The following is a 15,129-nucleotide window of genomic DNA, read 5'->3' on the forward strand; positions in this document are numbered from 1 at the left end:
CTGAAGTATTCAATTCGATTATTACTTCATTACTTGAAGTACGGGAAAATACCCGTGTTAACCTGATTCATCCCGCACTTATGCAACGCCGGAAATTTAAGTTAACCACTATTGGTAGAGCCTTCCACTGGATGGAACGCGAATTAGTACTTGAACGCCTTGATGAATTGCTTACTGATGATGGTGGACTAGCACTGCTTCAGACTGGTGATAATCCTTGGGAAAGCAATTTACCTTGGAAACAAGCTGCTGTTGGAGTAGTAAAGAAATGGTTAGGTGAAGAACGCCGAACTGGACAACGAGGACAAGGGACTCGTAAGCCAGTCGATCCTCCCCATGAAGTTGTAATTGCCAATTCGGCTTTTGCTCGTCAAGAAACCTATGAAGTACCATTTGAAAAATCTTGGACTGTCGATAGCTATCTTGGCTACTTATACACTACAGCCTTCTCTCTGAAAATTTTCTATGGCGATAACGCCCCAGCATTTGAAAAGGATCTTAGAGAAGCTCTACTAGCAGTTGAGCCGTCTGGACATTTTACAGAAGAACTCAAATCTACAATCCTAGTCGCTTGGAAGCACTAGCAAAATTGAACACGAACAAGACAGAGTTTTACTCCCAAGTTTTGATCTTCCACTAGCACAACATTGGAGTGGGTCTTTCTCACTCCACTTCCTACATTTTTGCCTCCTAACTATTAAATTCTCACTTCCTCGAGTCGTTTCAGGGTGGGTTCTACCCACTCTCTTTCTTAATTTCATAGATAAAGTTTAAAAATTACAAATAAAAAAATAGTTATTTTAATTTGTAAATAACTTAATAAAAAAGATTTTTTGTTTTTTGATATTGCAATTAATCATCACTGTTTTAACCACTTAGAGGAAAATCAATAAAACAACCCATGCCAGCTTTAAAAGGAAAGTTTGAATTCAGAAAAAGCCCGACGATAACAACACGTCGTTCTTTATTATTTGCTCTGGGCTACTGCTTAATGCTATCGACGACTCTATCGAGTTGTAGTGAAGCCAAAAATAATGCTCAACAGTCAACAGTTTCTCCTGAATCTGTAGTTTCATCTAGCACTACAGAGAAATCAACTGAGAAACAAGTAGTGCGGATTGTACGTTCAAAACAACTTACCGCTTTAGCAGCTTTAGAAAAACAGGGTTCCTTAGAAAAGCGATTAGAGCCTCTAGGTTTTAAAGTGCAGTGGGCTGAGTTTGCGGCTGGCCCACAACAGCTAGAAGTCGTAAATGCAAATGGACTGGATATCGCATCTACAGCCGAATCGCCTCCTGTATTTTCCCAAGCAGCAGGAGCACCTCTTGTTTATCTAGCTACTACACGTCCTAGTGGTAAATCTATTTCACTTTTAGTTCCTGTAAACTCTCCGATTAAAACTGTTAGGGATTTGAAGGGTAAAAAAGTGGCTTTTCAGAAAGCTTCTATTGGTCACTACCTATTAGTTAAAGCATTAGAAGATGCAGGATTGAAACTGAGCGATGTCAAATCAGTTTTTTTACCTCCAGCAGATGCAAATGCGGCATTCAGTCAGAATAAAGTGGATGCTTGGTATATTTGGGAGCCATTTGCTACTAGAAATGTACAAAATAAAATCGCTCGTGTTTTAGCAGATGGCGGGAAGTTGAGGGATACAGGCAACTTTTACTCAACCTCACGCCAATTTTATCAGGCTCATCCTGATGTAATCAAAGTGTTTTTAGAGGAGCTAGAAAAAACAGAAATCTGGACTAAGGATCATCCCAAAGAAGTAGCACAACTGCTTGCTCCTGTAACTCAGCTAGATCCGCCGACTTTAGAAATAATGCATAAGAAATATGATTATGGGCTAGTACCAATAACCGAGAAAACTATTATTAAGCAACAGCAAGTTGCAGATAAGTGGTACAACCTCGGACTTATCCCCAAAAAGGTAAATGTTAGAGATGGCTTTTTAACGCCTGAAGAATACACCAAAATTACTCCCTCTGACGTTCTAGCGAATAAGTAATTATCTGAAGAAGAAATTAAAGCATAGGAGAGTATTATGGCTACCTCGACTTTGACAAAGGTTAAAATTAGTGCTGTAGATGCCCCTTTGGGAGCTATAGTTACCGATTTTGATGCCAGTCAAGCGATCGCACCTGAAGTTATATTACAACTTAAGCAAGCACTGCGCGATCGCCACATCTTGATTTTCAAAGACCAAAAGCTCTCTGATGAACAGCTTTTGAACTTCGCTCTATACTTTGGTGCACTGTTTGTACCATCTGATGAAACTCCAGTCTTAGCTTCTAAACCCGGAGAAACCCCAGTGGTGATTCCGATTTCCAACGTCGATGGCGGCTATACCGGTACTGGAGAACTGACTTTCCATTCTGACCACAAATGGACTCCTACCCCATCTAGCGGTTCACTTCTTTATGCCTTAGAAATACCTTCTCAAGGTGGAGATACTTATTGGTTAAATACCAATTTAGCCTATGAGGCATTAGATGAAGCCACAAAAGAACGGATTGCAGATTTACAGTTAATTACTTACAACCCATTCTTACAAGACCGGAATGCACCGCGCCCTTTATATCGTTTGGATAAGAGTATTCCTTTAATCAGTCCTGTTTTTCCCCATCCTTTAGTTAGAACCCATCCAGAGAGTGGTAAAAAGCATCTTTACTTAGATGCTGCTACAGAAGTGGAAATTGTCGGGTTAGAGCCAGAAGAAGGATCTAAACTGATTGAACAGTTGAGGCAACATCTAAATCAACCAAAATTCTACTACCAACACAAATGGTCTGTAGGCGATATTGTCTACTGGGATAATCAAGCTACCTTACATTACCGCCAAGCATTTAATCCGAATGAGCGACGAGTATTAAAGCGGGTTAGCCTCGCAGGTAGTCGTCCCTTTTAGGATTTATAACTCAGAAGATTAAGCTAATGGGCGTTTAAATATACATTTTATTGGTCAATAGTCAAAAGTTATTCTGGACTATTGACCAATAAAACTTGTCTGAAAATAGTACTCTATGTTTGTAAATAAAAAATAGTAAAAAAATATTTTTTTCTTCAAAACAAGTGTTAATGAATACTTTATTTTCAGACTAAACTTGATACACTCTAAACTGAAATTGATAGTTGTTAGTACTCATTAAAAACGCTACCACAAAAATCATTAAATTTAACTATATTAAATATGTATTATGGAGCTTTTAAAATCTTTGCAAAGGCTAAATTTGTATAGCAATAAAACTCCGCAATCAAAAACTATAAATACCAAAATGGTAAATGAGTACAGCTTAAATATTAAACCTATAGAAGCCAAATATAAAATTGAGCCTAAACATATATCTTTATTAATGTTTGTGGTATGCACAAGGACTTCTACCAAAAAAAGTTAATGTCAAAGATGGAGTACTTACTCCAAAAGAATATACAGCATTCACACCTGATTCAATTAAATCTAATAAGTAAATTATTGTAATTAACTTTAAAAAATTGGATATTTTCATTTATTCAACGATGGTTTTATACCAGTATTCCATCAAAAATTGAGGTGCAAAAATGTTTAAAAGCTTCGTGAAATCTAAGACAACAGTCATCAGTAAACTTGCCTTGTTTACAATATCTGGTTTTCTAGTATCTACTACTTTAATCAGTTGTACGTCAACTATATCTAACACAAATACAGGAACTGAGCCGAAAGCAGAACCAGTAGGGGCTAAAACTATAACTTTTAAAACAAAGTTACTGCGAATAGGGTATCAAAGCTCTGGTGATTTAGTTAGAGTCAGAGGAGTTTTAGAAAAACGTTTGGAGCCTTTGGGCTTAAAAGTAGAGTGGTCACAATTTGCTCAAGGACCACAACTTATGGAAGCGATGAATGTGGGCAAAATTGATATTGGCTCAGTTGGAGAAACGCCTCCCATATTTGCTCAAGCTGCGGGTGCAAAAATTATCTATTTGGCTGGTAGAAGACTTGGTCCTAATTCTGGTAAAGGTAGTGCGATCGCAGTTCCAAAAGGTTCTCCAATTAAAACTTTAGCTCAAATTAAAGGTCAAAAAGTAGTCTTTCAAAAAGGTTCGGCTTCTCACTATTTTATTATCAAAGCTTTAGAAGAGGTGAATCTAAAATATAGTGATATCAAAGTTCTGAGTATGCCCAATGTTGAAGCACGTGGTGCATTTATTCAGGGAACTATTCCAGTTTGGGTAACTGGCGATCCTCATTTAGCTTTGGTAGAAAAACTCTATGGTGCGCGTGTACTGCGAGATGCTACAAATATTGGCACTCCAGGCGGGTATTACATAGGAACACGTGAGTTTACTAAAGAAAATCCCGAATTAGTTCGGATCATCCTAGAAGAAATTGATAAAAATGGTCAATGGGCAGAAGTGAATCGTAAAGAAGTAGCCAAACTCATAGCACCTGTACTTAAAATTGATTTACCTATTCAGGAAGTAATTTCTAGCCGTGCTAATTATCGACTCAGAGGAATCACTCCAGAACTAATGCAAGTTCAACAAAGAGTTGCTGATTTGTTTTATAACGAAAAAATATTACCTAAAAAGATTGATGTTCAGGAAGCATTGCTCACGCCTCAAGAATATGCAGCTATTACTCCACCAACACTGATAAGTGAAAAGTAGAGAATATTAGATATAAAGTTTGTTTTTTTAAACAAACTAGAATACCAATTTACTAAATGAAAAAGGAGATTTGTTAAATTAGCATAATCTCAAATTTTCATCATAACTTGGTGTTTTAGGAGGTTTAAATAGCAACTTCCTATTATCTTACTTGCTGAAATAAAGTAAGACTGACAACGTAAAAGTTAAAACTTACAAGGAAAATCACAACTGATGAACAAGTCATTTCAACCACAACGCCGTACAGTCTTAAAGCGTGTTGTCCAATATTCTGCATTGGGACTGTTTACTTTATTATCTCCCTTGGCTGGTAGTCTTATGCAAAGCACTCAAGCGGTGCCTGCCAAAGTAATTAATTTGGCGTATCAAAGTTCTGGTGATATTGTCAAGTCCAAAAAAACTGTTGAGCCACGTTTCCAAGCATTGGGTGTAACCGTGAATTGGGTTGGGCCATTTGCAGCAGGGCCGCAATTGATAAAAGCGCTGAATGAAGGTAAGGTGGATATCGGTAATGTGGGAGAGACACCTCCAATATTTGACCAAGCTGCACGCCCAGGCCTCATCCCTGAAGTTGTTTATCTTACTGGACGCACGCCCACTGATGGTACAAACCAAGGTATTGTGGTAAAAGCTAATTCTCCCATTAAGAAAGTAGCGGATCTTAAAGGTAAGAAAATTGCTTTTCAGGTAGGTTCCAATGCACAGTATTTACTAACAAAAGCGTTGAAAGAGGTAGGGTTAAAAATTAGCGATATTCAAATCGTTGCTTTGACTCCAACTGAGGCCCGCGATGCCTTTATTCAAAACAAGGCTGACGCCTGGGTGGGTGGCGATCCCCTTTTAGCTGCTGTGGAAAGTACTACCCCGATTCGGAATCTGAGAAATGCAGCCGGAATTAACACTCTCAACGGGTTTTATATTGGCAGGCGTGCATTTGTCACCCAAAATCCGCAATTGGTGCGAGTGTTTTTAGAGGAAGCAGAGAAGGTAGGAGAAGCGGCTGAAAAAAACCCAAGCGATTATGCCAAAATTTTAGTTGATGAACAGAAATTAACTCCAGCAGTTGCACTAAAGGTGGCAAGCCGTCGTACTTATAAATTGAGAAAAATTACACCTGCGATCATTGCTGAACAGCAGCGCGTTGCTGATTTTTATTTTGATGAAAAAGTCATCTCGCGTAAGATTGATATCAAACAAGGGATTCTTTCTGATCTAGAATATAAAGCGATCATACCTAGTAATATCAATTAACGGTAAACAGGTAGCAGGTTTATTCAGCTATTAACTTGGCTAGCTATTACACTGTAGCGGAAGTTTGCCTAACTTTAACAAGGGGCTTAACAAGTTGCTCAACTAACTTGTTAAGCCTATTGTCTGGTTAAGTAAAAACCGAGGAAGGAACAAGCGATCGCGAATCTTTTTACAGATATGATTTGAGATTGACAATTAGTTTTAACTAAAATGTTCTACTCAACGTATCAAGTAACGGTGAACAGGTAGCAGGTTTATTCAGCGATTAAGGTAGCGATCGCATCTACTAACTCGCTTGGCTCTACTGGTTTGGCAATATGCTTGTTAAATCCGGCTCTTAGCACCTGTTGAGCGTTCATTTCTCCAGCATAGGCGGTAAGTGCGATCGCTCGAATTTGCCCTCCCTGCTCTGGTGGCAGTGTTCTCAACTGTCGCATGAACATACATCCATCCACTTCTGGCATCCCAATATCGCTTAAAAGTATATCTGGCAAGGATTGGGCTAAAGTCACTAAAGCTTCATTGGCTGATGTTACTGCTGTCACATTTGCCCCATATTGCTCTAGTAAGAAGACAATAAATTCTCGCGTATCTGTATCATCATCTACTACTAAAATTTTCACACCATTTAAATTTGAGGATGGCTCAGAGTGACTACTGTCTTGTTTAATCTCTAATTGATTTTGGATTAACGGTAATCTGACAGTAAAAGTTGCCCCCTGATCTTCGCCCTCACTTTCTACCTGGACTGTGCCGCCATGCAGTTCGACTAAGTGACGGACAATCGCTAATCCTAACCCCAATCCACCAAATTTTCTAGTGGTGCTGCTGTTCTCTTGGCGAAAATATTCAAACACGTAAGGCAGAAAATTGGGGTCGATGCCTTTACCTGTGTCGCTGACTTGAATGATTGCTGAGTTGGAATTTGACTTAGAACATGATGATAGTCGAATATCAACCCGTCCGCCCTCTGGTGTAAACTTAACTGCATTTGAGAGCAGGTTCCAAACGATTTGCTGCAATCGGCTGGAGTCTCCCAAAACTTGTCCCAAATTTGGTTCCAGGCTGATGTGCATCTCAATTGACTTAGCTTCTGCCGATAGCCGTACTGTCTCCATCGCTGCGGAAATCACAGATGTCAGATCGACTGGATAGATATTCAAGCTGATTTTACCTTGTAAAATCCGCGAGATATCGAGTAAGTCTTCAATCAGTTGAGCCTGTAACTTCGCATTTCGCTCAATAGTCTTCAGCGCTTGAGGAATTGTTTTTTCATCAAGTTTTTTGGTTTGGAGTAGCTTTGACCAACCTAAAATTGGGTTGAGTGGCGATCGCAATTCATGAGAAAGTACTGCCAGAAACTCGTCTTTTATCCGGTTGGCGTTTTCTGCTGCTTTCCGGGCAGTTTGCTCTGCCTCGTATAGGCGGGCACGTTCCATCGCTTGAGCGCACTGCTGTGCTAGTGCCAGCATAAAGGCTCGATCGTCTTGATTAAACTTCTGAATCTCGGTAAAAGCTAGAGACATTCCCCCGATAGCTCGTCCCTCGATGATCAATGGAATCGAAATCCAAGCGCTATAGTTGTACTGGGCGTATTCCTGAGCCAGATTTGAGTAACGAGCCACCCTTGTTTCGGTTGGCCTTTGCCAAATAGGTTGCTTAGTTCTTACTGCTTCTGCGAGTGGCGCGGGTGCATTAATCGAGAATCGACGCGATGAATCGATTATTTCTTGTTGATCGCCAACAGTTCGGACAATTTCTAATTCAGTGCCGCTTTGAGTCAGTAGTGCGACAAAAACAAAGCTAGCTCCCAAAGCCGCTATACCTTGCTCTACAATTACTTCAGCGACTTGTGTCGGAGTTAGAGATTCCGAAAGGGCAGCGGTAATCGCTTGCAGACGGGTAATGCGAGATGCTACGTGTAAAGCCGCCTGTTGAGATTGCTGTGCTTCTCTGTAGAGTCGGGCATTATCAACTGCGATCGCCGCCCGGCCGGCCAACTCCTCAGCTAACATCAAGCTTTTGGTGTCGTAGCAACGACCTGAGGAAGATATCAAAGTCATAACTCCCAACACCCGTCCCCGAAGGATTAGCGGTACACTCATACCAGATGTCGGATTTAATTCTTGCAATATTTTCAAGTGACTGGCGTTGTAGGTTAACCCTTGGATCTGTTGATCAGAAATAAAATGAGTAATTTGTGATTTGCCTGTTTGTATTACCTCAGCAACACCTGCTGTTTGGGTCAAATCAGGCGGATAATTTTGTAACTGTTCTACCAATTCTTGTTTCTCTGGATTGGCATGGGCTGCTGCAACCCGATGCAGTAATTGATTGTCACTAATGATATCAACTAAGCACCAATCAGCGATTTCCGGCACAGCCAAACGCGCTAAACCTGCTAAGGTTGTCTCGTAGTCCAATGATGCAGCCAAAATCCCACTAGCCTCAGCCAGAAAACGCTGCTCCTCTTCCACCTGCTTGCGCTTAGTAATATCTCGCGAAGACGCTTGCATCTCTAAAATTTGTTGAGTTTGGCGATTGCGGATAGCTCGAACAGTTGTTTCCAACCAGATATAATGTCCTTCTTGGTGACGTGCACGGTGAGTAATGGTATAAATATCTGGTAAATCGCCTTTTACTGGGTAGTTTCTCGCAATCTCTACCAAATCGTCAGGGTGGACTAACTCATGGCTAGGATGATCGACTAATTCCTCTGGTTGATATCCCAGCACTGTGTAGCAAGCTGGTGAAACGTAGAGAAGAATTCCATCGACTGTATGGCGGGAAATAATATCAGTTGAATTCTCAGCCAGCAACCGAAAACGCGCTTCACTCTCACGTAGTTTGCTCTCAGCCTGCTTGCGTTCGGTAATATCGACGCACATTCCTACCCATTCGCGGATTTCGCCTGTTTCGTCGAGTATGGGCACACCGCGTATATTCATATAACGGTATTCGCCGTCATGCCGTAGAACACGATACTCAGCAACTGCAACACTGCGTGTAGGAAATGCCTGTTTCCAAATTTCCGCTATCGAGGTACGATCTTCTGGGTGCAGTGCCTCAACCCAACCCCATCCTTTATATTGTTCGGGACTTTGCCCTGTGAACGCCTGCCAAGTTGGAATATCATCAATAACGTTGCCCCAAGGTGCTGCCCTCCAGACAATTGATGCGCTTGCCTCTGCCAGTGAACGGTAACGTGCTTCACTATCGCGCAGTGCAGCTTGCTGTTCGCTCAAATATTGCTGCAATTCAATAACCTCTTGAGCTTTCAGGTTCTCACTCATTTTAAAAGTATTTGGCTAAAAGCGACTCATCGGGTTCTGCCATCTGCTGTAATAGTTCTTTAATTTGTTTCATCGCCAGTAGTGAAGGTTGTATCGTCTATTTTTCCATCGATTCTAGTGTGGAGCGGAACCCCTAATATCGTTGCCAGTTTTACCTGTGTAAATTTGAGCCACTGCCAAGTCTCACAAACCAATTGTGCAATCCTTGGTTGTTCTATCGTTGGCATAAGCTCAATTTAAATATCTTTTTATTTTTCTAATGCAATATAGCAGATGCTATAGCTCTAACTGCACCCATCTAAGGTTATAGAGGTTATCAAGAAGAGGCAGGGAAGCAGAGGAGAAAGAAGATTGCCTACAAGAGGCGGGGCTTGTACCGAAAATCATTTTCTCCTTTGTCCCTCTGCTTTCTTGTAAGTTGGTGATTATGTATTACATCAACTCTCATGCAAGCTATTTAAGCTAGTAATAGAATTGTTTCAATTTAGGGGATAAGAATATGAAAGTTTGGCTTGCCTGCTTTTTGGTGCTGTTTGCCTTGGCGGAACTGTTTGACTGGTTGCAAGAATTTAATCTGCCATTACCTATCTATATTTTGGGTGGCGCTTTTTTAGCTGTTGCTTCTAACTATGATAAAATTGTTGGCTCCTATTTAGCTGATTCAAGCATTGAAGCATCGCTTGAACAACCCCAGTTAGATTCACTAACTCCATCTACTAATCCGATTTCTTTCCCAATTACCAGTCCTGTTGAAGATGTTCAAACATCTCAAACAGATGATTAGTGCTTGTCTGATTCTATAGTTGACACTGGGCGTTAAAAGTAGGAATACGTCAAAGTCTCTAATTAGCAAGTAAATTGCTACATTAATAAAAGCTTTAGGTTAACTAGCTTTTAACCTAGATTCCGAAAATTGACTTCTGCGCCTGCAACATCTACCCAATTCAGGCTACCGCCTCAATGCCGTGATTAGTAGACTATTAGAAAAACTCCGTGTACCTTTTGTCAAAGTTCAGGATTCCCGTGAAACTTCTAAGAGTAAAAGCTGGATAAAAGTAATTTGTGTTACCAGTGTAGGAGTCACCGCCTTTATCTGGGGAGTTCGGGAACTCAAATGGTTACAGCCTTGGGAGTTGAGAGTTTATGACCAGATGTTGCGATCGCGTCCCGCACAAGCACCCGATCGGCGGATTTTGCTAGTAACAATCACTGATAAGGATCTTAAACAAGAGAAATGGCCTCTATCAGATCGGACAATCAATCAGCTATTGAAGAAAATAGAGTCTTATCAACCGCGAATTGTTGGTTTATATCTTTTCCGACCAGAAGACAGTAATTTGGCGGCTAATCTCCAAAATCAAGATAACATTGTCAGCACCTGTTTGTTCAGCAGCTTGGGTAGAGATGAAATTCCCCCACCGCCGAATACTCCTATAGATAATGTTGGGTTTAGCGATGTGGTTGCTGATAATGAAAACGACCAAATTCTCCGCCGCAGTTTGTTATTTGCTAACTCTACAGACAAGAAATGTACAACATCATTTGCATTTGGTGCATTAATTGCAATTAATTATCTGGAAAAACAAGGTATTGAATACGATTTCACTAAAAAAGGAGATTTTCTGTTAGGTAAAACCCTGTTTTCGCGTTTACAACCTAATTCTGGTGGCTACCAACATTTGGATGCACAGGGCTATCAAATATTATTAAATTACCATCATCCCAATAGCCTCGCCGACAAAGTAACCCTTACAGATGTACTTAGCGGCCAAGTTAACCCCAGTTTATTCAAAGACCGTCTGGTAATTATTGGCACTACGGCAGCTAATATCCCTCCAGGTGGGTTTTATACGCCCTACAGCGTTTTGCCAGATCAACCAGCCAGAATGCCTGCTCTATTTATTCATGCACAGATAGCAAGTCAACTGATCAGCACAGTATTGGATAGGCGACCTTTGATTTGGTATTGGCCCGACTGGGCAGAACTTATTTGGGTGTGGGGCTGGTCGCTATTAGGTAGTTTTTTAGCATGGCGGTGGCAAAATCCGTTGCTATTGCTAGTAGTGGGAACGACAACTCTACTTGGCTTAGTAGTAATCTGCATTGCTTTGTTTTTGCAAGCCGGATGGGTACCATTAATCCCTTCTGCTCTTACTTTGGTGATTAGTAGTATTTGTATAATTGCTTATACTAGCTATCAAAATCAACGGCAAACTCAGGTGATTGTTCTGCAAGTTGAAAAACAACAAGAAGCGATCGCTCAATTAAATGTACTCTTAGAAGATAAAACAGCACTTCCCGACTCGTCTATTGACTTTCTTCCCCCAATTGATTCACCAGAAACAAAATCAGGTGATTTGCTTTTGAGTGGACGCTATAAAATCTCTCAAACTCTCGGTGCGGGTGGATTTGGTCGCACTTATTTAGCACAGGATACTCAACGACCGGGTAATCCTACTTGTGTAGTTAAAAAGTTAATGCCAGCCCGTCAAGATACACGATTTTTGCAAGTGGCTCGCAGGTTGTTTCATAGTGAAGCTGAAATTTTAGAAACTTTGGGTAAACATCATCAGATTCCTGAACTACTTGCTTATTTTGAAGATAACCAAGAATTTTATTTAATTCAACAATATATCGAGGGGCATACCCTAAGCGAAGAATTACCACCTGTACAAAATGTGCAAAACGAATCATTTGTGATGGAAATGCTCAAACAAGTTTTAGAAGTTCTAGAATTTATTCATCAACATCGAGTGATTCATCGCGACCTCAAACCGACTAATATTATTAGATGCGTTCAAAATAATCGGCTGGTATTGATTGACTTTGGTGCTGTCAAATTGATGCAACCGTCGAGTAGCGAGCAAACAGAATTAGCCACAGTAGCCATTGGGACACGGGGTTATACACCTCCAGAACAATTTGCCGGTCATCCCCGCTTATGCAGTGACATTTATGCTTTAGGAATGATTGCGATTCAAGCCATAACTGGGATACTACCGCAAGAACTCCACCCAGATCCAGAAACAGGAAATGTGATGTGGCGACAAACGGTACAAGTGAGTGAAGAATTAGCGGCAATTTTAGATAAAATGGTTTGCTATCATTTTAGCGATCGCTATCAATCAGCCACCGCAGTTTTACAAGATTTAAAACGTTTTTAAACTAATTGAACTAGGAATTGGGGATAGGGACATGCATCAATCCACTTCTAGCGCTTCTAAAGTTTTTAAAGTTACTACCTCTGCTTCAGTCAACCCTGTCACCCTAGTAATAATCATGCCTTCATAAGTGCAGGCTGGTCTCAACGTTTGTTGACAATCTGGAGTGCACTGCAACTGCCCAAACATGGTTTGAGTCTGCCTTGTTACCGCCCCCTCTTATCTCCTTATCCCATTCCCCATACCTAAAAACTTCATCCCCTTGTGGATAGGGTTTTTCATTTTGGAGCTTTCTAACTAGTCTGCCAAGTTTATCCTCAAGCTGACCAGCAGAGCCAAGAGTTATTCGTAGTTGATTTAGGATAGGTCTTACAATCAGATGAATTTGACTATTGTGGATGTAGTCTTTTGCTTGGGCTTGCATCGAAGCATAAGTCAGCAGATATTGCGGTGATTCTGTTACGATTTCCTCACAGACTTGCTCAATCAAGCACTTTGTCACATATTCCATCACCACAGGTTGCTGTGTGAATCCTCCAGTATTGCTTTCTATCAAGCTACGCCAGCGTAAAGATTCTAGGACTGACATTAACTTAGGCTTAGGCAATATTGGTGTGAAAGCTGTTTGCAATTCTGTCGAGGAAAGCTTGCCCCGATTAATTGCCAGCCAGTACATCACTAGCTGCTCAGATGTGGAGAGTCTTTTGAATTGTTGTTCTAGAAGATTGCCAATGCCCTGAAATACGGTTGTGCCTTCGGCAAAGAAGCAGGCAATGTTACCTTCATGTAAGTCCCGAATGGAAGTGGCGGCAATTTTCAAAGCTAGGGGATTACCACCGTAACACTCAACCAGTTGGCGGGTTTCTTCCTCGGAGCCTGATAGCCCTTTGAGTTTCAGAATTGTTTGCCCGGCTGCGACTTCTAATCCTGATAAAGCAAGGGTACGGACTGGCAAACCATCACCTTCCAAGGCAGCGACTTCAGTAGGTTTTTGCTGGCTGGTGAGCAGGACAGAGCTTTGATGCCCAGTTTCTCCTAATCGCCACAGAAGTTCGCCGTAGGGTTCGTAGCCTTCACGGTAACAGCCTGTCCCTTTTCCTTGCTCCAATAATGTATCGAAATTATCCAGAATCAGCAAGCATCGATATTTGCGGAGATACTCGATTAAACAAGTAATTTGCTCATAAGGAGAAGTAGGCAATATGGTAACTTGTTGATCAGAAAGGATTTTGATCCACTCCGTCACCTTGTCGTGAAAAAAAGGTGCGTGTCGGAGCGATCGCCAAATCACATATTCAAATTCTCCTTGCAATTGTTCTGCTAACTTCACTGAGAGCGCGGTTTTGCCCATACCACCCATACCTAATAGTGTGACTACACGAGCGCGATCTCTCACAATCCATTGGCTGAGGGTTTCTAATTCTGTAGTACGTCCATAGAACTGGGAAACGTCGATTGCTTCCCCCCAATTTGTATAGTTTGTAAAAGGTTGAAAGTTTAAGGTTGAGGAAGTGTTTATGTCCGATTGTCGCTGTGCAGTTCGCTTCAGCACTCCTTGCAGGTTATTTTTGGTAACTTTTTCGCCCAAAGCTTGAGAGAGCGATCGCCATAATTCCGAGCCAACGTCTTTGATGTGACCGGGGTCATAAGTGACTGTTCGCGCCATTTCTAGATAAGTTTTCCCTTCCCAAGCGTAGCGAAATACAATCTCTTGCGCTCTCGTTAAGCATCCTCGTTCCAATAATCGCTCGACTATTGCGATCGCTTCTTCAACCGTCATTTCTCTCAGTAGTAATACAGGCTCACTACAATATTCACACTATAAACTTGATTTTTTGTCAAAAGTTTACGTAAATCTACGAAAAAGAACCCGACCTTTTCCCGACCTTTTCCGACCGACAAACCTGATACTAGTCCTTTAGTATCTATCTAAGATCAGAGCGATCAAGAATGTAACCAAATTATTGAGGGCAGAGACATGGCTTATTATTTCGGCACAAGTGGAAATGATTATCAGAACTACACTGGTTCAGAGAGTTATTATGCTTATGCTTATGAGGGAAATGATACCATCTATGGCAATACTAACAACGATTACCTCTATGGATATAGTGGCAATGACTACCTATATGGTTACACAGGTAACGACGTCTTATACGGAGACTCTGGTAGTGACACCTTATATGGCGGAGCTGGTAGTGACACCTTATATGGCGGAGATGATGGCGATACCTTATACGGTTCTAGCTCAACTGTCTACAACAGTTATGAATATGATGTCTTAAATGGTGGCAGTGGCTACGATAGGTTCGTTTTAGGTACATCCTATGATGGAAACTTTTATCAGGGAGGTGGCTACGCTACTATACAAGACTACAATCCTGCGAATGACTATATCCAACTGAAAGGAAGTGCAAGTTCTTTTTATCTTGGTACTGCAAATTATGAGGGAACTAGTGACCTTGATACACTCATATATCAGAATGATGGTGACTTGTTAGCAGTAGTTCAAGATCAGACTGGTATACAGTTAACCAACTATTATTTTAGCTTTGTCTAGTCCTACTACAGTTGGGAAATAACTCTACAGTTACAAATCTTTGATGACTTTAGAGCAACGTAATTTTAGCTTGCTCCTCAGCTTTATTTATCTGATTTTACACTCTTGCATCTACAACTAAGGAAGTTAAAAATCCACTTGCGGGGGAGCATTCCAATTGGGGAAAAAAGTCTGATCACTCTCATTCTCTAACCTAGTCTCCTAAGAGGTTGTTTGA

Annotated in this window: 10 protein-coding genes and 1 pseudogene; 8 read left to right on the forward strand and 3 right to left on the reverse strand. The window is 41.0% G+C overall.

Features of this window, described 5'->3' with window-relative positions; translation table 11 throughout:
* From V7K89_RS34105 to V7K89_RS34125, 5 genes and pseudogenes are all read left to right on the forward strand, one after another.
* Positions 1–584: pseudogene (locus V7K89_RS34105) on the forward strand (hypothetical protein); the annotation flags it as partial.
* A 317-nt stretch (positions 585–901) separates the two neighbouring features.
* Complete coding sequence (locus V7K89_RS34110) at positions 902–2,011, forward strand: aliphatic sulfonate ABC transporter substrate-binding protein (RefSeq protein WP_335195303.1); 1,110 nt, start codon at positions 902–904, stop codon at positions 2,009–2,011.
* 36 nt (positions 2,012–2,047) lie between these two features.
* Positions 2,048–2,911, forward strand: a complete 864-nt coding sequence (locus tag V7K89_RS34115) for a TauD/TfdA dioxygenase family protein (protein ID WP_335195304.1) — start codon at positions 2,048–2,050, stop codon at positions 2,909–2,911.
* A gap of 650 nt (positions 2,912–3,561) precedes the next feature.
* A complete protein-coding gene (locus V7K89_RS34120; RefSeq protein ID WP_335195305.1) occupies positions 3,562–4,647 on the forward strand; it encodes a sulfonate ABC transporter substrate-binding protein in 1,086 nt (361 codons plus the stop codon).
* 213 nt (positions 4,648–4,860) lie between these two features.
* Positions 4,861–5,898, forward strand: coding sequence for an aliphatic sulfonate ABC transporter substrate-binding protein (locus V7K89_RS34125; protein WP_335195306.1), 1,038 nt, complete (start codon positions 4,861–4,863; stop codon positions 5,896–5,898).
* Positions 5,899–6,152: 254 nt separating this feature from the next.
* On the opposite strand, the gene V7K89_RS34130 is transcribed toward V7K89_RS34125, so the two are convergent.
* Both V7K89_RS34130 and V7K89_RS34135 read right to left on the reverse strand, forming a co-directional pair.
* On the reverse strand, positions 6,153–9,191 hold the full coding sequence (locus tag V7K89_RS34130) for a hybrid sensor histidine kinase/response regulator (protein ID WP_335195307.1): 3,039 nt from the start codon (positions 9,189–9,191) through the stop codon (positions 6,153–6,155).
* A gap of 59 nt (positions 9,192–9,250) precedes the next feature.
* Positions 9,251–9,418, reverse strand: a complete 168-nt coding sequence (locus V7K89_RS34135; RefSeq protein WP_335195308.1) for a hypothetical protein — start codon at positions 9,416–9,418, stop codon at positions 9,251–9,253.
* Positions 9,419–9,690: 272 nt separating this feature from the next.
* On the opposite strand from V7K89_RS34135, the gene V7K89_RS34140 reads away from it, so the two are divergent.
* Positions 9,691–9,975, forward strand: coding sequence for a hypothetical protein (locus V7K89_RS34140; protein ID WP_334913970.1), 285 nt, complete (start codon positions 9,691–9,693; stop codon positions 9,973–9,975).
* A 181-nt stretch (positions 9,976–10,156) separates the two neighbouring features.
* Positions 10,157–12,355 carry a CHASE2 domain-containing protein gene (locus V7K89_RS34145; RefSeq protein WP_335195309.1) on the forward strand — a complete coding sequence of 733 codons (2,199 nt, stop codon included), beginning with the start codon at positions 10,157–10,159 and terminating at the stop codon, positions 12,353–12,355.
* Between the two features lie 121 nt (positions 12,356–12,476).
* Here V7K89_RS34145 and V7K89_RS34150 read toward each other — a convergent pair whose 3' ends face one another.
* Positions 12,477–14,132, reverse strand: coding sequence for an NB-ARC domain-containing protein (locus V7K89_RS34150; protein WP_335195310.1), 1,656 nt, complete (start codon positions 14,130–14,132; stop codon positions 12,477–12,479).
* Between the two features lie 198 nt (positions 14,133–14,330).
* Here V7K89_RS34150 and V7K89_RS34155 point away from each other — a divergent pair, with 198 nt between their 5' ends.
* Positions 14,331–14,912, forward strand: a complete 582-nt coding sequence (locus V7K89_RS34155) for a calcium-binding protein (RefSeq protein ID WP_335195311.1) — start codon at positions 14,331–14,333, stop codon at positions 14,910–14,912.
* The last annotated feature ends 217 nt before the right edge of the window (positions 14,913–15,129 follow it).

The sequence above is a fragment of the Nostoc sp. genome (genome assembly GCF_036917515.1).
GTDB lineage: Bacteria > Cyanobacteriota > Cyanobacteriia > Cyanobacteriales > Nostocaceae > Nostoc.